The organism is Pseudarthrobacter sp. N5, from assembly GCF_050157035.1.
GTDB lineage: Bacteria > Actinomycetota > Actinomycetes > Actinomycetales > Micrococcaceae > Arthrobacter.
On sequence record NZ_CP189593.1, the window covers coordinates 1,564,969 to 1,583,991 of the forward strand.

13 protein-coding genes are annotated in these 19,023 nt (G+C 63.6%); 7 read left to right on the top strand and 6 right to left on the bottom strand.

Annotation, left to right across the window (positions count from 1 at the left end; translation table 11 throughout):
• Entirely contained in the window at positions 1-753 is a 753-nt protein-coding gene (locus ACQCST_RS07670; RefSeq protein WP_426998686.1) for a TetR/AcrR family transcriptional regulator, read from the bottom strand.
• Positions 754-805: 52 nt separating this feature from the next.
• Positions 806-973, bottom strand: coding sequence for a hypothetical protein (locus ACQCST_RS07675; RefSeq protein ID WP_426998687.1), 168 nt, complete (start codon positions 971-973; stop codon positions 806-808).
• Between the two features lie 222 nt (positions 974-1,195).
• Between ACQCST_RS07675 and ACQCST_RS07680 the strand changes: the two genes are divergently transcribed.
• On the top strand, positions 1,196-1,762 hold the full coding sequence (locus tag ACQCST_RS07680; RefSeq protein ID WP_426998688.1) for a hypothetical protein: 567 nt from the start codon (positions 1,196-1,198) through the stop codon (positions 1,760-1,762).
• 74 nt (positions 1,763-1,836) lie between these two features.
• Here ACQCST_RS07680 and ACQCST_RS07685 read toward each other — a convergent pair whose 3' ends face one another.
• The 4 genes from ACQCST_RS07685 to ACQCST_RS07700 all read right to left on the bottom strand — a co-directional run bounded on the left by ACQCST_RS07685 (position 1,837) and on the right by ACQCST_RS07700 (position 7,166).
• Positions 1,837-3,294, bottom strand: a complete 1,458-nt coding sequence (locus tag ACQCST_RS07685) for a dicarboxylate/amino acid:cation symporter (protein ID WP_426998689.1) — start codon at positions 3,292-3,294, stop codon at positions 1,837-1,839.
• Positions 3,295-3,547: 253 nt separating this feature from the next.
• The gene (locus ACQCST_RS07690; protein ID WP_426998690.1) at positions 3,548-5,233 is read right to left on the bottom strand and encodes a DUF885 domain-containing protein; all 1,686 of its coding nucleotides are present in this window, start codon (positions 5,231-5,233) and stop codon (positions 3,548-3,550) included.
• A gap of 113 nt (positions 5,234-5,346) precedes the next feature.
• Positions 5,347-5,586, bottom strand: coding sequence for an acyl-CoA carboxylase epsilon subunit (locus tag ACQCST_RS07695; RefSeq protein ID WP_426998691.1), 240 nt, complete (start codon positions 5,584-5,586; stop codon positions 5,347-5,349).
• Positions 5,583-7,166: an acyl-CoA carboxylase subunit beta gene (locus ACQCST_RS07700; RefSeq protein ID WP_426998692.1), complete on the bottom strand. Its 1,584-nt coding sequence runs from the start codon at positions 7,164-7,166 to the stop codon at positions 5,583-5,585. The genes ACQCST_RS07695 and ACQCST_RS07700 overlap by 4 nt, the downstream gene beginning before the upstream one ends.
• A 220-nt stretch (positions 7,167-7,386) precedes the next feature.
• On the opposite strand from ACQCST_RS07700, the gene ACQCST_RS07705 reads away from it, so the two are divergent.
• The 6 genes from ACQCST_RS07705 (at position 7,387) to ACQCST_RS07730 (ending at position 18,968) form a co-directional block, all read left to right on the top strand.
• Positions 7,387-8,289 (top strand): SDR family oxidoreductase, encoded by a 903-nt coding sequence (locus ACQCST_RS07705; protein WP_426998693.1) that lies wholly within the window; start codon positions 7,387-7,389, stop codon positions 8,287-8,289.
• 68 nt (positions 8,290-8,357) lie between these two features.
• Positions 8,358-9,302, top strand: coding sequence for a biotin--[acetyl-CoA-carboxylase] ligase (locus ACQCST_RS07710; RefSeq protein WP_426998694.1), 945 nt, complete (start codon positions 8,358-8,360; stop codon positions 9,300-9,302).
• On the top strand, positions 9,295-9,894 hold the full coding sequence (locus ACQCST_RS07715; RefSeq protein WP_426998695.1) for a PH domain-containing protein: 600 nt from the start codon (positions 9,295-9,297) through the stop codon (positions 9,892-9,894). Before ACQCST_RS07710 ends, ACQCST_RS07715 begins: the two co-directional genes overlap by 8 nt.
• Positions 9,884-11,035: an adenylate/guanylate cyclase domain-containing protein gene (locus ACQCST_RS07720; RefSeq protein WP_426998696.1), complete on the top strand. Its 1,152-nt coding sequence runs from the start codon at positions 9,884-9,886 to the stop codon at positions 11,033-11,035. The genes ACQCST_RS07715 and ACQCST_RS07720 overlap by 11 nt, the downstream gene beginning before the upstream one ends.
• Before the next feature lie 381 nt (positions 11,036-11,416).
• Positions 11,417-12,676 (top strand): glycosyltransferase family 39 protein, encoded by a 1,260-nt coding sequence (locus ACQCST_RS07725; RefSeq protein WP_426999110.1) that lies wholly within the window; start codon positions 11,417-11,419, stop codon positions 12,674-12,676.
• A gap of 142 nt (positions 12,677-12,818) precedes the next feature.
• Positions 12,819-18,968, top strand: coding sequence for an Ig-like domain-containing protein (locus ACQCST_RS07730; RefSeq protein WP_426998697.1), 6,150 nt, complete (start codon positions 12,819-12,821; stop codon positions 18,966-18,968).
• Positions 18,969-19,023 lie beyond the last annotated feature (55 nt).

The following is a 19,023-nucleotide window of genomic DNA, read 5'->3' on the forward strand; positions in this document are numbered from 1 at the left end:
TCAGTGCCGATCTGTGATGAGTGGGGCGGAGGCGACGGTGGGTGCCGGCGAGCTTGGCGCGGCGGCCGTTGACGGCGTTGCCGGACTGGCCGGGCCTGCCGGGCCGGCGAATCCGGAGCCCAGCAGGCCCATGGAATCGATCAGCAACTGGCGCAGGACGGCGAGGGACTTTTCGGACAGGTCAGCACCGCATCTGGCGAACCAGACATCCATGGCGGCCTTTCCGCAGGAGATGACGGAGCCGGCCAGCGCGCGCAGATACAGTTCATTGATCACGACGCCGGGGGTTCGGGCGGCGCGTTCGCGTGCGGCATCGATGATCTGCTCCGTGCAGTGGTCCCAGGCTTCCAGTTCGGAGCGGGACAGCTGGGGGTTTGCCTGCGTCAGGCTGAAGAGTTCGCCCATGGGCGCCATGGTCATGGGGTCCGCGAGTTCAACCAGCGCGGCGCGGGCCGATTCGAGGATGGGCTCGTTTGCGGGCCGTAGCCTGAACTGGACGAGGGCATTGTCCAGGAACCCGTGCGTGACGGAAGCGATGGCCGCTTCGGTGCTGCTGAAGTAGTTGAAAAACGTGCGGCGGCAAATTCCGGCGGTGTCCGCGATATCCTCCACCGTGAAATTTCCGGGCCCCTTGCCGCGGAGCAGCTCCAAGGCGGCGTCGGTGATGGCCTGTCGGGTTGCGGCCTTGTTCAGTTCCCGGCGCGAGGGCGTTGCAGAAGGTGGACCGTCAGGGAGGAAAGCGGGAGTATGCACACAGTTACACTACGTGCAACTTTGCACTGTGCGCAAGTTCTGGGCGCAAGTTCTACGCGGGTGGCTGCGGGTCTTTTGCGAGATGCACCGACTGCCCGGCGGCGCCTGCTTCGCCTTCTCCCAGCGGAATGGCAAAAACCGCGGTGCCGTGCGCGCAGACCCCTGTCCGGTGGGTGCCCATCTCGGAGGTGTCGAAGCGCAGCCAGGCCCATGACCTCACCCAACACGGCGTCAATCCTGTGACCCGGAATATCGTTTGATGTGACGATCAGCATGGGTCGGGCCTACCCGGTGCGGATCCCGGAAGGCGGGAAACATTCACAGGAAGATGAAAGGTTTCCGACAGGTCCTGCAGAACCCGCCGCCGGACACTTGGAGTATCTCGAGAGAGACACGTAACCATGAGCAGCCGTCAGCGCACGGCAGATCCAGGAGACAAAAGATGTCACGCACAAAGAGAATCGCCCTTGGCCTTTCGGCCACGGCCCTGGCCCTTGGTGCCGGGTTCGGAGTTGCCGGCATGGCCTCCGCGACCACCACGCCCACCCCGAGCGCGAGCTCGAGTGCAAGCCCCGGCACCTCGACAGGAGGCACCGCGCCCGAAGCAGTCAAGGGCATGCGTGGTGGCCACAGCCACGGAGGCTTCGGCGGCGTGGATGCAGCAGAACTGGCCACCAAGCTGGGGGTCGACCAGACCAAGGTGACGGATGCACTCAAGGCATTCCGCGATGCCAATAAGCCCACCACGCCGCCGGCGGAAGGAACCCGCCCGGATCCGGCAACGTTGCAGGCCGACCTCGCCAAGTCGCTCGCATCGTCGCTCGGCATTGACGAGGCCAAGGTCACTGCGGCGCTCGATGAACTGCGCTCGGCTGAACAGGCGGAGCACGCTGCAGCGCTGAAGACCAAGCTGGACAAGGCCGTCACGGATGGCAAGCTGACCCAGGCTGAAGCGGATGCCGTGACAAAGGCGGTCCAGAGCGGTGTGATCGGCGGCGGTGGCCGCTAGATAGAAGGAAGGCTCAACAAGAAGTCCCCGGGGAGTCCCCGGGGACTTCTTTTGTCAGGTTTCCGAGCGGTGGCTTAAGGCTTCGCGTCGGCAAGTTCGCGGACCGTTGCGGTGGGACTGGCTCCCGCAGAAGTCCCGACGGCGGAGGGATCAGCGGTGGCGAAATCGACGTCGTCGTCCTTGAAAGGCGTTCCGTTGCGCGGGGCGTTGTACAGCGATTCGTCCAGGATTCCCTGGCGTTTGGCCACAATGGCTGGTACCAGAGCCTGCCCTGCCACATTGACAGCTGTTCGGCCCATGTCCAGGATCGGATCGATCGCGAGCAGGAGCCCGACGCCGGCCAGCGGCAGTCCCAGCGTGGATAGAGTCAGCGTGAGCATGACGACGGCGCCGGTGGTTCCCGCAGTCGCTGCGGAACCGAGGACGGATACCAGTGCGATGAGTACGTACTGGCTGAGGTCCAGCTGGATGCCGAAGAACTGGGCCACAAAGATTGCCGAGATGGCAGGGTAGATGGCTGCGCAGCCATCCATTTTGGTGGTGGCACCCAGCGGCACGGCGAAGGAGGCGTAGGCCCGGGGGACGCCGAGGTTCCGTTCGGTCACACGCTGGGTCAGCGGCAAGGTACCGATCGAGGAGCGGGAGACAAAGGCCAGCTGCACAGCGGGCCAAACCCCGGAGAAGTACTGCTTGACGGAGAGTCCGTGGCTCCGGACCAGGGCGGGGTAGACGCCGAAGAGCACAAGTGCCAGGCCGGAGTAGATGGCCACGGTGAATTTTCCGAGGGAACCGATGGTGTCCCAGCCGTAGATGGCCACGGCATTGCCGATCAGGCCCACGGTTCCCAGCGGTGCGATGCGGATGATCCACCACAGCACCTTTTGGATGACTGCCAGGGCCGAGGCGTTGAGGTTAAGGAAGGGTTCGGCGGCTTTGCCTGCTTTCAGCGCGGCAACACCGACGGCGATCGCGATCACCAGGATCTGGAGCACATTGAAGCTCACGGAGGTGGTGACGACCCCTGACTCGGCAACGGTGGAGTTCGCACCAAGCCCAAGGAAGTTCTTGGGGAACAGACCTGTGAGGAATGCCCACCAGTCACCGGACTTGCCGGTGTACTTTGCTTCCTGCGAGATCCCGGTGTTGGCGCCCGGCTGAAGCAGGACACCCAGGCCGATGCCGATCAGCACCGCAATGAGCGAGGTAATGGCGAACCACAGGAGGGTGTTCCATGCCAGTTTGGCGGCGTTGGAAACCTGGCGGAGGTTGGAGATGGAGCTGACAACGGCAGTGAAAATCAGCGGGACCACTGCGGTCTGCAGCAGCGAAACGTAGCTCGATCCGATGGTCTGCAGCGTGGCGCCAAGGCCGTTGGGGCTGGTCTTGGTACTGCCGGTGTATTTGGCAAGAAGGCCAAGCGCCAGGCCAACAAAAAGGGCGGCGATGATCTGGAAACCAAAGGAGCCGGCCCATTTGGGCAGCGGGAAACCGGATTTTTCCGGCGAGGTTGGGGTGCTTGTCTGAGTGCTCACCAGAACACGCTAGGCCCGGCCCACATATCACCACGTACGGACATTGAGAAATGTTACGCAGCACGATTCCGGCACCAACCCCAGTTTCCCTAGAACCGCCCCCGTTAGGCCATTTCGTGAGCTTATTCCCAAGGTAGCTGTGGCAAACGTCTCGTCAAGGGGCCAAAGAGGGCAGTCATCCGGCAGCGTGCGTCCAAGAGAGGAACGACCGAGCACGCAGAGGATGTCTGCCCTCCTTGGGCAGCATACGAACCTAAGCCAACAGCGCGCGCTTGAGGGTATCGAGCCCAACCGAGCCAATGTTCAGTGCTTTGGTGTGGAATGCCTTGAGGTCGAAGTCCGGCCGGCTTTGAAGTTCGGCGCGGATCTGCTCCCATAGGCGCTGGCCCACTTTGTAAGAAGGGGCCTGCCCGGGCCAGCCGAGGTAGCGGGTGAACTCGAATTTGAGCTGCCCATCACTGATGGCAAGGTGCTGCCTGAGGAAGTCGAAGCCCTTCTCAGGTGTCCAGGTGCCGGTGCCCCAGCGTTCGGGTAGGTCGAGCTCAAGGTGGACTCCGATGTCGAACACTACGCGGGCGGCACGCATGCGCTGCTTGTCCAGCATGCCCATATGGTCGCCCGGATCCGACAGATATCCCAGTTCCTGCATGAGTTTCTCGGCATATAACGCCCAGCCTTCACCGTGGCCCGAGGTCCAGCACACGTTGCGGCGCCAGTTGTTCAGGAGTTCCCTGCGACACGTTGCGGTAGCAACTTGCAGATGGTGGCCGGGCACACCCTCGTGGAAAACCGTGGTGGTTTCCGCCCAGGTGGTGAAGGTGTCCTCGCCTGCAGGGACGGACCACCACATGCGGCCGGGCCGGGAAAAGTCGTCCGAGGGGCCCGTGTAGTAGATGCCGCCCTCGTCCGTGGGTGCGATGCGGCATTCGAGCGTCTTCATGATGTCCGGAACGTCGAAGTGGACGTCGGCAAGCTCGGACACCGCACGGTCGGACAATTCCTGCATCCAGGCCTTGAGGGAATCGGTGCCCTTGATCTGCCGCGCAGGATCGTTGTTGAGGATGTCCTTGGCTTCCTCAACCGATGCCCCTGGCCTGATCTCTTCGGCCACCCTCTCCTGCTCGGAGATCAGCCGTTCAAGTTCCTGGACGCCCCATGCGTAGGTTTCTTCGAGGTCCACCGCGGCACCGAGGAATGACCGGGATGCGAGGGCATAGCGCGCCCTGCCCACCGCGTCCTTTTCCGGTGCTGCCGGGAGCAGTTCGGATTCCAGGAAAGCAGCCAGTTCGGTGTAAGCGGTGCGCGCAGCTTCGGCGCCGGCGTCGAGCCTCTTCTGAAGCTCCGCGGAAAGCGGGCCGTCGGCGGTTTTGGCTCCGGACGCGAGCCGCGCGAAGAAACCGTCCCCAGCCGCGTACTTGGTGGTCTGTTCGATCACTATGGAAACCTGCCGCGCCGCGGAGACCTTCCCGGCGTCTTTGGCGGACTGAAGCGACTCCATGTAGCCCCGGAGGGCGCCGGTAACGTTGTGCGCCCTGCCGGCGATGTGCCCCCACCGCTCTTCGGTATCGGTGGGCATGAGATCGAAGATGGCACGGATCTCCTGGGCGGGGGAGGCAATGTTGTTCAGCTCCGCCGCGTCCCACCCCGATTCGCGGATTTCCAGCTGCAGTCCCAGCCGCTCGCGCATGGCGTCCAGGGTGACGGCGTCCACATCATCGGCAGGCTGCAGCCCGTCGAGGGCAGCCAAGGCATCCCGGGCTGCAGAGGCAAATTCGGCGAGACCGGCTGGAGAGAAGTCGGGGTACTCGGTCTCGTGGCCGGGCAGGCCCAGATTGGTGGCGAAGCTTGGATTGAGCCGGGTAAGGGTGTCTGTGTAGGCATCGGCGACGGCGTCGATGGCGGTCCGGGGGCGCACGGAGGCAGAGGTTTCGATAGTCACCCCACGAGACTAACCGGGGCGGGCCGGTTATGAAAGACTTGCTGAACATTCCTCGGCACTAAAGCCTCCGTGCAGACCGGCCCCATGCGGAGCAGTGGCCACCGGCCGTGCGGCTAGCCGCGGCTGCGCTTCCATGCTCCCGGCCCGGGCTGGGGGGCCAGCTGCAACTGTTGACGCCGGACCCAGTGGCGGACGCTGGGCTTCGCGGGTTCTGCCGTTTCGGCACTCCCCATGGAAAGTACGACAGCGGCCAGCGCCGCGAGCTCTTCCGGAGCCGGGTTCCCTTTGACAACAGTGAACAGCACCGGGGGCGCGGTTTCGACCGGCTCAACGTCGGGGCGGGCGGGGATCATAGCGGGATGTTTCCGTGCTTCTTGGCAGGCAGGCTGGCTCGCTTATCCCGCAGTGCACGGAGCCCTTTGATGATCTGGAGCCGGGTGTCGGACGGCGCAATGACGGCGTCCACATAGCCGAGTTCGGCTGCCTGATAGGGGTTGAGCAGCTCTTCTTCATACTGCCGGATGACCTCTGACCGCCGGGCTTCGACGTCTCCGCCGGCTTCCGCTACAGCGGCCAGCTCGCGGCGGTACAGGATGTTCACGGCGCCCTGGGCACCCATCACGCCGATCTGTGCTGTGGGCCAGGCGAGGTTCAGGTCGGCGCCTAGCTTCTTGGAGCCCATCACGATGTACGCCCCGCCGTACGCCTTGCGCGTGATGACGGTCAGCTTGGGAACGGTCGCTTCGGCGTAGGCGTACAGCAGTTTGGCGCCGCGGCGGATGATGCCCTGGAACTCCTGGTCCTTGCCGGGCAGGAACCCGGGGACATCCACCAACGTGATGATCGGGATGTTGAAGGCATCGCAGTTGCGGACAAAGCGTGCGGCTTTTTCCGAGGCGGAGATGTCCAGCGTGCCGGCAAACTGGGTGGGCTGATTCGCCACGATTCCAACCGTGTGACCTTCCACCCTGCCGTAGCCGATCATCACGTTGGGTGCATAGAGGGACTGCATTTCCAGGAAATGGGCGTCATCGACGATCTGCTCAATGACTTTGCGCATGTCGTACGGCTGGTTTGCAGAGTCCGGGATGAGGGTGTCCAGGGCGAGGTCGTCGTCGTCGAGCTCCAGTTCCTGCTGGTGCTCCAGCACCGGTGCCTCGGAGAGGTTGTTCGAAGGCAGGAAGTCCAGGAGCTCCCGGACGAATTCAATGGCGTCCGCTTCATCAGACGCCAGATACGTGGAGGTGCCGGTGGTGGCGTTGTGCTGCCGCGCGCCACCCAGCGTTTCCATGTCCACGTCCTCGCCGGTGACAGTCTTGATGACGTCCGGGCCGGTGATGAACATGTGGGAGGTCTTGTCCACCATGACCACGTAGTCCGTCAGGGCGGGGGAGTACGCGGCGCCGCCGGCGCACGGGCCCATGATGAGTGAAATCTGGGGGACCACCCCTGAAGAGTGGACGTTGTTGCGGAAGATATCAGCGAACATGGCCAGTGATGCGACACCCTCCTGAATGCGGGCGCCGCCGCCATCGTTGATGCCCACCATGGGGCAGCCATTGCGGAGCGCGAATTCCTGGACCTTGACGATCTTCTCGCCGTTGACCTGGCTCAGGGAACCGCCGTAGACGCTGAAATCCTGGCTGTAGACGGCCACAAGACGGCCGTCCATTGTGCCGTAACCGGACACCACACCGTCGCCCAGGGGTTTTTTCTTCTCCATGCCAAACGCCGTGGAACGGTGCACGGCCAGTGCATCAAACTCAACAAACGAATTCTCGTCCACCAGCAGATCGATGCGTTCGCGGGCGGTGTTCTTGCCTCGGGCGTGCTGCTTTTCGATCGCTTCGGGTCCGGAGGGTTGCTCGGCACCGGCCTGGCGGTCGCGGAAATCGGCAATCTTCCCCGCTGTCGTTGTCAGATCGTGGCTCATCAAGTATCTCCGGCTCTGTAGCTGATTGGTGCTCTAGCTGATTACGCTGGGCCGCCGTTCGTGCGCGCTTAAGTAGCTTCCGCACAAAAACCGGGCCCCGATGGCTAGTCTAGCGACGCCACAGACGCGAACCGCTGTAGAAAACCTACAATTTTCACGAACAGCAACAGCGCCGGCCTTATGTTACTCGTCAGTAACATAAGTCGGCTAGAGTGTCCTTATGACTTCCAGCAACGATGCTTCCGTTACCGCTGTCCCCACTGGCGAAAGGCCGTACCAGGCCGCCGGGACGCTCCAGGGCCGCACTATTCTGATGTCCGGCGGCAGCCGGGGGATCGGTCTGGCCATTGCCACCCGCGCAGCGCGCGATGGAGCCAATATTGTGCTGATGGCCAAGACCGGCCAGCCGCACGCCAAACTCGAAGGCACTGTCTACAGCGCCGCAGAACAGCTGGAAGCCGCAGGCGGGCAGGCGTTGCCGATTGTGGGTGATGTGCGCAATGACAACGATGTCGCCGGGGCAGTAGCCGCCGCCGTCGAACGCTTCGGCGGGATAGACATTGTGATCAACAATGCCTCGGCGATCGATCTCTCGCCCACGGACGCCGTGGATATGAAGCGCTACGACCTGATGCAGGACATCAATGTGCGCGGCACGTTCCTGATGTCCAAACTAGCCCTCCCCGCACTGCGGAAATCCGCCAATGGCCACATCCTTACGCTCTCCCCGCCACTGAACCTGGACCCGAAATGGGCCGGCATTCACCTTGCCTACACCATGGCCAAGTACGGCATGAGCCTCACCACTCTGGGACTGGCCGAAGAACTCAAAGGCACGGGCATCAGTGTCAACTCGCTGTGGCCGTGCACCCTGATCGACACCGCGGCGATCCGGAACATGCCTGGCGGGGCAGCGATCGTACGGGCCGCGCGTGGCCCTGAAATCATGGCTGATGCCGCCCATGCCGTGCTCACCGGAAGCAACTTGGTGCACGGGTCCGGAGCAAAGACGGGAAACTTCTACACAGACGAGCAGGTGCTGTCCGCTGCAGGAGTCAGCGGGTTCCGCCAGTACAGCCTCGGCGCCGCCGAGGACCAGCTGGTGCCGGACATATTCCTCTGAGCAGATGCTCCACCGTGCAAGGGGTCCCATGCCGCGCTGGAGGGCCGGTAACTCGATAGGATTCAACTATGGATGCCGCCCAGACCCCGGACAGTGACGCCCCCGACCGCCAAGCACTCGACCGCCAAGCACTCGCGAGCGAGGAATTCCTGACGGCGAACGGGATCTCCCGGCTTGAGGTTGTTGACTCCACCGGGTCCACGAATGCTGATTTGCTGCGCGCAGTCACTGTGGAACCGGCTGCCTGGGGGGACCTGGCGGTTCTCACGGCGGAGCACCAGACTGCCGCCCGCGGACGCCTGGACCGCCAGTGGGAAGCGCCGGAGCGCAGCTCTGTGTCGGTCTCCATTGTGCTCCGTCCGGTCAATGCCGAAGGCCGGCCCCTGCGCACGCAGAGCTACTCGTGGCTGTCGCTGCTGGCCGCGCTGGCACTGCGTGAAACACTGCTGGAAACGGCTGGAATCCCCGCTGAGATCAAATGGCCCAATGACGTCCTGGTCCGCGGCAGGAAAATTGCGGGTATTCTCGCCCAGCTGGGGCCAATGGGGGACGGTGCCGCGCCTCCCGTAGTCGTTGGTACCGGCCTTAACGTCACGCTGACTGCTAAGGAACTGCCCGTTCCCACAGCCACCTCCGTGCGGCTGGAAGAGGCGCTCACAGTGGACCGCACGCTGCTGCTCAAGAGCTACCTTTCGCGTTTCACTGCGCTGTACCGGAGTTTCTGCAATGCCGACGGCGATCCCGCAGCCGGAATGGCAGGCGGGCCGTCGCTGCACAAGCGGGTGGAGGCCGTTATGGTGACGCTCGGCAAGCAGGTGCGTGCCCAGCTGCCGGGGGATCACGAAATTATCGGCCATGCCTCGCGGCTCGATGACTACGGATCTTTGCTGGTGGTGGACGCCGCGGCGAGGGAACACGTGGTTACCGCCGGCGACGTTCTCCATTTGCGGCCGTGGTCGCCGCCCATCCAGGGATCGGTGCCAGGCCAAGGTCCTGAAAGCGGTTATGCGTAAAGGCCTCCAGTCGGGGGAGCAGGTCATTGTGATGACCCGCCCCCAGCCCAGGAGACTGATCCTGCCGGCAGTGGTCTTTGTTCTTGCCCCGGCGGCGGCGGCGTTTGCAGCTGCCTGGATTATCCGGGGTGAGCCCACCCGGCTGTTGCCGCTGGTATCCCGCGAGTGGACGTTGTGGCTGGTCACGGCGTGCGTCCTGGCGGCTGCTTGGGTACTGTGTGGATATTGCCTGCCGCGATTGCTGAGCTGGCAAGGGACCCGCTACACACTGACCAGCCGCAGGATAGTTGCCCGCTATGGCATGTTGCGACGCACCGACCGGCAGGTTTCACTGGCCGCAGTGCGCCACGTGACGGTCAGCCAGTCCGTGCTTCAGCGTATATTGCGTTCGGGGAATATATCCTTGGAAACCAGGCATGAAGGCAACACTGTGATTGCCGACGTCCCGGAGATTGCACGATTCCGTGACTTCGTACTTGACGCACTGGATGATCTCCCGGACGGTGAGATTTTTGAGACGGACGATTTGTCCGGTTATACCGATGAAGTACTGCCAGGGGAATTGAGGGAAGGTGGGAGCGATGAGCGCTGAAGAGCCGCAGCCGGAGCAAGAGAGCCCGGCTTCGCGCACGCCCGATACCGCTCCCCGCGAGGCTGCCATCGCCGTCGGTCCTCCGCCCACGGGAACCCTGTCCACAGAAAGGCTGGCGGCTAAAGCCCTGGAAACGCGGCTGCTCGGAGGTGAGCGCAAGCTGCGTCGTCGTGAAGTAGCCGCCGGGGCCGGGCTTTCCCTTCTTTCCGCCCGGAAACTCTGGCGCGCACTGGGCTTCCCGAACCTCGGCGATGAAGACGTAGCCTTCACTGAACGGGACCAGGCAGCGCTGTCAACGGTGGTTGATCTGGTTCGCACGGGACAGCTCACCGAGGAGGCAGCCATTTCGGTGACCCGCTCCATCGGCCAGATGACTGACCGCATGGTGGTCTGGCAGATTGAGGCCCTGGTGGAGGACATGGTCCAGGAACAGGGTGTCACTGATGCCGTGGCCCGTAAGCGACTCGTCAACGACCTCCCGGCGCTGGTGGATGCACTTGAAGAAATGCTCGTCTATTCCTGGCGCCGGCAGCTCAACGCCGGTGTCCAACGGCTGGCTGTCCGCGCCGAGGCAGGTCTGCAGGCCAGCGAAGAGGGACGCGAGGGCGATGAGGACGATGCCCCACTGCCGTTGGCGCGCGCCGTAGGGTTCGCTGACCTGGTTTCCTACACCAGCCTGTCCCGGCGCATGAATGAAAAGACCCTTGCCAGGCTGGTCCAGCGCTTCGAAAACAAGTGTGCCGAAATCATTTCCGTGGGCGGCGGACGGCTGGTGAAGACCGTCGGCGATGAAGTCCTCTACATCGCTGAAACCCCGGCGGCCGGTGCCGAGATCTCACTCGCGCTGGCGCAGGCTTTCACCGAGGACGAGATCCTGCCCGAGGCCCGCGTGGCCATGGTGTGGGGCCGGATCCTTTCCCGGCTTGGCGATATCTACGGCCCAACCGTCAATCTCGCCGCGCGGCTGACAACGCTGGCTGATCCGGGAAGTGTTCTGGTGGACTCCATGACTGCAGCAGCGCTGGACCAGGATGAGAGGTTCGTGCTCATTCCGCAACAGGCTGAGAATGTCCGTGGCTTTGGCGAAATTCATCCCGTGGTGCTCGCCAGGGGGCGCGGCAAGGGGCTCGTGCTCGACTAGGACGCCGGTGAACACTGGCTATTCTGTTTGGAGGAACTGGCCGTTTTGCTTGGCCGGTTTGTCCCATCAATTCATCTATAGGGGATGCACATGAAGCAGCTTTCCGGAGCCGCAGAGCAGGCCCAGCGAGCGCGCGGTGGGCACTCTTCGCGCAACTTGACCAACGGCGATGACGCAGCAGGAGCTTTTTTCCTCGCCAGGTCCTGGGCGGCGCCCGTCACTGTTGGCATGCTGGCATTTGTTGTCGCCTTCACGGGGTCTTGGATTCCATCTTTCTGGAATGATGAAATTGCGACGATCTCAGCCGCGAACCGGACTCCAGCGGAGTTGTTTAATTTGCTGCAGTCCGTTGACGCCGTTCACGGAACTTACTACTTTTTCATGCACGTGTGGACATCGGTCTTCGGATTTTCGGAGGTAGCACTCAGAAGCCCTTCGGCATTGGCCGTTGGATTGGCTTGCGCGGGCACGGTGGTCATTGGGCGCAAACTTGGTTCGGACTTTATCGGGATCACTGCCGGCCTGGTCCTGTCCGTCCTCCCCCGAATGGTGTGGGCCGGAACGGAAGCCCGGCAGTCTGCCTTCACAGCACTGTTTGCCGTTGCACTTACCCTGTTGCTGATCAGGGCGTGGAAATCGAACCGCGCCCTGGACTGGGTTCTCTATTCTGCATGTGCAGTCTTGGGCATCTTCGTTTTTATGTTTTTTGTGTTGGTGATTGTTTCGCATGCGCTTGCCGCCGTTGTCCTTCGACGCCGGGTCCTGGCCACGTTGGCTTCCTCTCTCGCGATTGCCGTGGCCTCCGGGCCCTTCCTGCTCTTCGCACTGACACAAAACGGGCAGGTTGCCTGGATCGAAAACCGCTCGTTACTCCAAAACCTTTCGGCGGTTGCGGTCAAGCAGTTCTTTTACGGCGACGACAGGCCCACGGGCAACCTGCCGCCAACGTGGGTATTGGCGTTTGTGATCCTGCTGGGGATTTTTCAGCTGGCTCTCGTGGCCTTTGGTATTGTCCGTGCCGCGAAGGTCAAAGAGCTGTGGACGCTCCTCGTTTTGGGACTGGTCAGTGTCGTGGCCCCGATGATTGCGCTGTTATCTATCAGCGTGCTCGTGCAGCCGGTCTACGTCGCCAGGTATCTGACTTTTACGGCACCAGCCTTCGCGCTGCTCGTTGCACTCGGTCTTGACTGGCTGCGGGAGCGCCGACGCAGCTTGCTTCCCATCGCTGCCGCGATGGTCCTCGTCTGCAGTCTGGTGCCGCAGCTGACGTTGAAGAGCATGATCAATGAGCCGATGGACACTGAGCGTGACGTCGCGGCGATGGCGGCCCGGGAAGCGCACGGACCGGCCAGTATTGTTTATGAAACACCAGAGGCCCGGGATCCGTCGCTTGCCTATGCCGCGGCGTTCACTTCCCTTACAGATCTCTCCCTGGCCTCGCTGCCGAGCGATTCAAGCACCCTGTGGGGCAAAAACAAGCCTGTCAGCAGGGGGGATCTCGCCGGTCGCGGACGGGTACTCTTCGTGGGCACTGGCGCAAACTCCACACCGGATCTCAGCGCTTTTTCCGCCGCTGGCTGTGCGCTGGACCAGAAAATCACCATGGAACGCGTGCGGTTGCTTTCCTTCAACTGCCCCTAACCGTTGCTTCTTGAGCCAAGGAACTCGCCCGTTCGACTTCCCTGGAAATTCGCTAATCGATTGACTAACCAGTTACGCTAGTGCGCGTTCATGTCTCAACGGTCCCGAACTCGTTCCGGCCGCAAACAATTGGGGGATCCTCATGCCTGCGCCTGACGAATTCGGCAAGGTCCGGGGCAAGAATCGTCGAACCAAGTTTGTTTCGGGGGCGGCCTTTGCTGTGGTGGGGGCTGTGCTGGTGGCTGGTGCCGTCATCTATCCGGGGTTTAAGACCACTGAGGTGGAGTTGAATGATGGTGGTGTGTGGGTTGTCAGTAAGTCGAGGAATGCTGTTGGGCGGCTGAATTATCCCTCGCGTGTCCTTGATGGTGCGGTGACGCCGGCGAGTTCGACGTTCGATATTCTCCAGGATGCGGGGAATGTTTTTGTTGATGATGAGTCCGGGTCGACGCTGAATCAGGTGTCTGCGCCGAATATGCGTCTGGGCGGGGATAAGAAGCTGCCGGGTTCGGCTGTGGTGAGTTTCGGGTCGCAGGTCATTTCGGTGGCGGATGCGGTCAAGGGCCGGGTGTGGGCGTTGTCGCCGTCGACGGTTAATGGTTTTGATGAGGAGTCCAGTGAGCCGGTGCTGACGGGTTCGCCGGGTCTGGTGTCGGTGGTGGGAACTGACGACCGGATTTATTCGGCTGATCCGAAGTCCGGGCAGGTCACGGTGACAACTGTCGATGCCGGCGGCGAGGTGACGGGGACGGAGTCCGGTACCTGGGATGGGCTGAAGGGTGCGGGGGATCTGCAGCTTGCCGTGGTGGGGGACAAGCCGGTGGTCCTCGATGCGGCCCGGGGCAAGTTGTTCCTGCCGGGCGGGCGGGAGCTGGTGTTGGAGAATGCGCGGGAGGCGAAGCTGCAGCAGTCCGGCCCGGCCGCTGACGCGGTGGCTGTGGCCACGCCGAAGGCGTTGTTGAAGCAGCCGTTGGATGGTTCGACGGCGAAGACGGTGACGTTTGGTGGTGAGGGTGTTCCGGCGGTGCCGGTGCAGCTTGGGGGGTGTGTGCATGCGGCGTGGTCGGGGGCGAACAGGTATGTCCGTGATTGTGCGAACGATGGCGATGACAAGAACGTGGATGTGCCCAAGGCCAGCGCCTCCCCGAGCTACGTCTTCCGGGTCAACCGGGATCTGGTGGTCCTCAATGATGTGAACTCGGGCAATGTGTGGCTGGTGAACCAGAACATGCAGCTGGTCAACAACTGGGACGACGTCATTCCTCCGCAGCAGACCTCGGATGATGCGGAAAAGGACTCTGCCGACGAGGTCCAGCAGACCGTGCTCCCGGACCGGACGAAACCCAACAGCGCACCGACGGCCAAGCCGGACACCTTCGGCGTCAGGGCTGGCAAAACCACGATTCTTCCTGTACTGGACAACGACACCGACCCCGACGGCGACGTCCTCACCGTCCGTTCCCCGGACCCGATCAAGTCCGGACTCCTGGCCCCAATCTATGGCTCCACCGGCTTCCAGGTGTCTGTTCCAGAAGATAAGACCGGCTCGGAGACCTTCAAATACACGGTCGACGACGGCCGCGGCCTCTCGGCCTCCGCCGACGTTACCCTCACCGTCGTCCCGGCAGGGGAGAACTCCGCCCCGCGGCCGAAACCGAACCGGAACACCGCCCTGGTGGTCCAGTCCGGCAAGCTCGTCAGCCAAAACATCCTCACCGACTGGATCGATCCGGACGGGGACGACCTCTACGTTGTCAGCGCCACCAGCAGCGACCCCCGCGATCAGGTCAAGGCCCGTCCCGACGGCCTGCTCAGCTTCCAGGACGCCGGGTCGGAGCCTGGCCGCAAGACCGTGACCGTGACGGTCTCCGACGGCCGGTCCAGCACCGAGGGCAAAATCACCGTCGACGTCCGCGCACCCGGAGTGCTTCCACCGATCGCCAACGCGGACCACGTCCTCGCCGTCGCCGGAGTGGACACCGTGATCGCCCCGCTCAAGAACGACACCGACCCGCAGGGCGGGGCGCTCCGCCTTGCGCAGGTCACACCGGACGGCAACTCCTCCGCTACCGTGGGCGCGGACCAGCAGACCTTTACCTTCAATTCCACGGCCCTCAACGCCCACTACGTCTCCTACCTCGTGACAAATGGCCCCGCAAGCGCTCAGCAGCTGGTCCGCGTGGACGTCGTGCCCGGAAACGGCGACGGCGCCCCGGTGGCCGTGCGCGACACTGCCCTGCTGCCCAGCGGCGGCAGCGCCCTTGTGGACGTACTGGGCAACGACTCCGATCCCTCCGGCGGCGTCCTGGTGGTCCAATCCGTGACCGCGGCGGACGGCCAGCCTGTCAGCGTCTCCGTGCTGGACCACTCTGTCGTCCGGATCACCGACATCCGTGCGCAGGGCCAGCTCAGCGTCAAATACACGATCTCCAACGGCAAGTCCTCAGTCAGCGGTGAAATCGCCGTCCTCGTGGTCCCGGCGCCGGCCAAGCTCCAGGCTCCCCAGGCCAAACCGGACGAGGCCACGGTGCGGGCCGGCGACGTCGTCACCATCCCGGTGCTGGAGAACGACACCGACCCCAACGGCGGCAAACTCACGCTGGTGCCGGAACTGGCCCAGCAGCCCGACGACGCCGACGGCCGCATCTTCCCGTCCGGCGGCGCACTGCGCTTCATCGCCGGAGGGGTTCCCAAGACCGTCTACGCGATCTACAAGGTCACCAACGAGTCCGGGCAGACCGACTCCCAGCAGGTCACCATCCGCATCCGCGCCCGCGACGACGAACGGAACTCCCGCCCCGAACCCAGGAACCTGACCGCACGCGTGGTCGCCGGCATGGCGGTGCGCATTCCCGTGCCGCTGGACGGCATTGATTCCGACGGTGACTCCGTGCAACTGATTGGAGTGGACAAGGCCCCGGCGATGGGAACCGCTGTGGTTAAGGACGGATACCTCGAATTCACCGCCGCCGGGAACGCCGCCGGCACTGACACCTTCAGCTACCGCCTACGGGACCGGATCGGCGCCGAAAACACCGGAACCGTGATCGTCGGTATCGCCCCGCCGGAAGCCAACAACCAGAAACCCATCGCGGTGGACGACGCCGTCGATGTCCGCCCCGGCCGCAAGATCGCCGTCGATGCCCTGACTAACGACTCGGATCCGGACGGGGACCCGATCAGCCTGTTGTCGAACGGCTTCGAAGCCCGGCCTGAGCTCCGCGTTGAGGCGGCGGACCGCGGCAGGGTGCTCCTCACCGCCCCGGGCGCAGCCGGCAACGAGAGCGTCAGCTACACGATCCAGGACGACAAGAAGGCCCAGGGCAGCGCAGTGATCCGCCTCCGGGTCAGCCCGGAGGCGACGCTCAAGCTGCCGGTTGCCACGGACGACGTCGTTACCCCCGCGGAGACGCTCGGCAAATCCACCGTCGACGTCCCGGTCCTGAAGAACGACTCGGACCCCGACGGCGTCGCCGCCGAGCTCAAAATTAGCCTCCCGGACGGAAACCCGAACGCACGCGTCGGCGGCGATGGCAATGTCGTTGTGACCCTCGTCCCCACAGACCAGCTGGTCCCGTACACGGTCACCGATGTCGACGGACAGAGCGCGACTGCGGTCATCTGGGTTCCAGGGCAGGGCGAGCAGCACCCCAGCCTGGCGCGTACCGACGTCGTGGAAGTGATGGCGGGCAAGGAAATCAGCCTGGATTTGAAGGAATATGTCCGGGTCAGGCAAGGCCGCACGCCGCGGATCACCCAGGTGGACAAGGTCCGTGTGCAGGGCGCGGACAGCCAGAATGTCGTCGCCGGAATTGGCGACGCGCTGCGTTATGCCGCCCTGAAGGATTACGTGGGCCCGGGCTCCCTCACCTTCGAGGTCACCGACGGTTCCGGCCCTGACGATCCCCAGGGCCTGAAGGCCACGCTCACCATCATCACGCGGGTCATCCCGGATCCGAACGCGAACCATTCGCCCACCTTCAGCGGAACCGACCTTGAGGTACCGAAGGCTGAATCCGTCAGCCTGGAGCTGGGGAACCTTGCCAAGGACGTCGATTCCGGAGACCAGAACAAGCTCAAGTTCGAGCTCGACGGCACGCTGCCCGAAGGCTTCAAGGCCTCGATCGAGGGCCAGACCCTGAAGGTCAGCGCCGAGTCCGCGATGACCACCGGGCGGAAGGGCAGCATCCCGCTGAAGGTCACGGACGGCCGCTCGGAGCCAGTCAGGGCCGCTGTGGCCGCCACGGTCGTGGCCTCCGGCCGGCCACTGCCGGCGGCCAATGAGGACGCCATCGAGAAGGCAAACGCCGGCAAGACCGAAACCATCAACGTCCTCGCCAACGATTTCAACCCCTTCAGCGACACTCCGCTTAAAGTCGTCTCGGCCGTCGTGGAAACCGGCTCGGCTTCAGGCCAGCCCACCATCGCCGGGGACTCCGTCACGGTCACGCCCGCCAACGGCTTCAAGGGCGTTATGGTGATCCGTTACACGGTGATGGACAAGACAGAGGAGGCATCCCGGCAGGCCAGCGGCCGCATCCGCCTTACCGTCCGGGACAAGCCGGACTCACCCTCGGCCCCGTCCGCCACTGATGTCCGCAGCCGCACTGCCGTGCTCAAGTGGGCCCCGTCCTCCGACAACGGCTCGCCCATCACCGGATACACCGTCCGTTCCACCGGCTTCAGCCAGGAGTGTGCCACCACCACCTGCACGCTCAGCGGCCTGACCAACGACGTCAAATACGTCTTCACGGTCACCGCCACCAACGAAGTGGGGGAGTCCGCCCCTTCGGCGGCCTCCAACGAGATCCGCCCGGATGAGAAACCGTCCCCGCCGGAAGCTCCCACGGTCAAGGCCGGGGACAAGAACATGGTGATCAACTGGCCAGTGGCCAAGACCGAGGGCTCGGCCGTTAAGAGCTATAATCTGGAGATTTCCCCGCCGCCCGGCAGCGGGATCGCGGTGAAGAACGGCGTGACCGGACTGAACTACACCTGGCCCGGGCTCACCAACGGCGTGAAGTACAAGGTGCGGGCACAAGCGGTGAACGAGCTTGGACCCTCGGACTGGGGCGAGTACTCCCCCGAGGACAACCCGGCAGGCGTCCCTGCCGCACCGGCCGCCCCCACCTCGGCCGTGGCGGCCTCCGTCGGAACGCAGAACCAGCTGAAAGTTAACTGGACTGAGCCGAACACCAACGGTGATCCGATCAGGAACTACTACGTGACCATGAGCGGCGGCGGAATGGCCCCCCAGACCCAGACCACTCCAGGCACCGTCCGGACGGCCAATTTCACCGCTGCGAACTCGGAAACCGCCTACACCTTCACGGTGCAGGCGGAAAACAAGGCGGGTAGGGGTGAAGTCAGCGGTCAGTCTGCTCCCAGGCGTGCGACAGGGAAGCTGGGCCAGGTGACGGGTGTCTCCGTCACTGAGGCAAACACCGGCGGAGCGGGCCGGCAAGTAACCATCAACTTCAACCCGCTCACCGCCCAGCAACGGAACGGCTCCACGGCCAACGAAGTCAGCTATACCTTCAACGCCTCCACCGGACAGGCCGGAAGTATTACTCCGGGACAGAAAGTTGACGGTTTCACCAACGGGACCCAGACCAGCATCACGGTAACGGCCAATTCCACCGTTGCACCCAGCTCGGATGCCAGCAGTCCGGACGCTGCCACACCCTACGGTTCGCCCGGCACCCCGTCCGCCTCCGGCACCAATGGCGGCATGAACCAGAAATCCCTGACATTGACCTGGAATTCACCCTCCACTTCAACCAACGACGTCGCAGCCACCCGGATCAGCATTGACGGCAATCCCAACTGGGAAACCGTGGCCCCGTCAGGGAGCCGCGTCATCAACACCGGCGGTTACGAAGAAAACCACAGCATCAGGGTCCAGACCTTCAACTCGCTGGGCCAGGGCGGTCCCATCGCGGAAGCCAGTGCAAGGTCCGGACAACGCGGCGAATGGACCACCACGCTCAGCTCCGCCGACCCGAACTTTGTCCGGTCATGCACCTACACGCTCGGGGGCGCGAACTACAGGCCCGCGCCCTATTACGACTGCGACGGCGTCAACGCCCACAGGGAACCCTGGTCCTACGTGGCAGACGCAGACCGTATGGTCGTGCGGTGCTACATCGTTCAGAGCGACCACTGGACGCCCAACCCCATCCGGACCTGGTATCGCATGGAAGCCGGCTCCAGCCGCAACGTCGGACGCTATGTGGTGGCCGGGTCCACTACGCTCGGTGAGCCCGGAAACGCGGGCGTACCACCGTGCTGATCCGGATGACGAAAGGATCCGCAGTTCAGGCGGATGGGGAGGGCTCCCCATCGCG

Excerpts from the sequence above, each read along its gene's own strand:
- ACQCST_RS07710 (WP_426998694.1), top strand. The coding sequence starts at position 8,358 with ATGGATGCCGCCCAGACCCCGGACAGTGACGCCCCCGACCGCCAAGCA.
- ACQCST_RS07705 (WP_426998693.1), top strand. The coding sequence starts at position 7,387 with ATGACTTCCAGCAACGATGCTTCCGTTACCGCTGTCCCCACTGGCGAA.
- ACQCST_RS07725 (WP_426999110.1), top strand. The coding sequence starts at position 11,417 with ATGCACGTGTGGACATCGGTCTTCGGATTTTCGGAGGTAGCACTCAGA.
- ACQCST_RS07720 (WP_426998696.1), top strand. The coding sequence starts at position 9,884 with ATGAGCGCTGAAGAGCCGCAGCCGGAGCAAGAGAGCCCGGCTTCGCGC.
- ACQCST_RS07695 (WP_426998691.1), bottom strand. The coding sequence starts at position 5,586 with ATGATCCCCGCCCGCCCCGACGTTGAGCCGGTCGAAACCGCGCCCCCG.
- ACQCST_RS07730 (WP_426998697.1), top strand. The coding sequence starts at position 12,819 with ATGCCTGCGCCTGACGAATTCGGCAAGGTCCGGGGCAAGAATCGTCGA.
- ACQCST_RS07700 (WP_426998692.1), bottom strand. The coding sequence starts at position 7,166 with ATGAGCCACGATCTGACAACGACAGCGGGGAAGATTGCCGATTTCCGC.
- ACQCST_RS07680 (WP_426998688.1), top strand. The coding sequence starts at position 1,196 with ATGTCACGCACAAAGAGAATCGCCCTTGGCCTTTCGGCCACGGCCCTG.
- ACQCST_RS07715 (WP_426998695.1), top strand. The coding sequence starts at position 9,295 with ATGCGTAAAGGCCTCCAGTCGGGGGAGCAGGTCATTGTGATGACCCGC.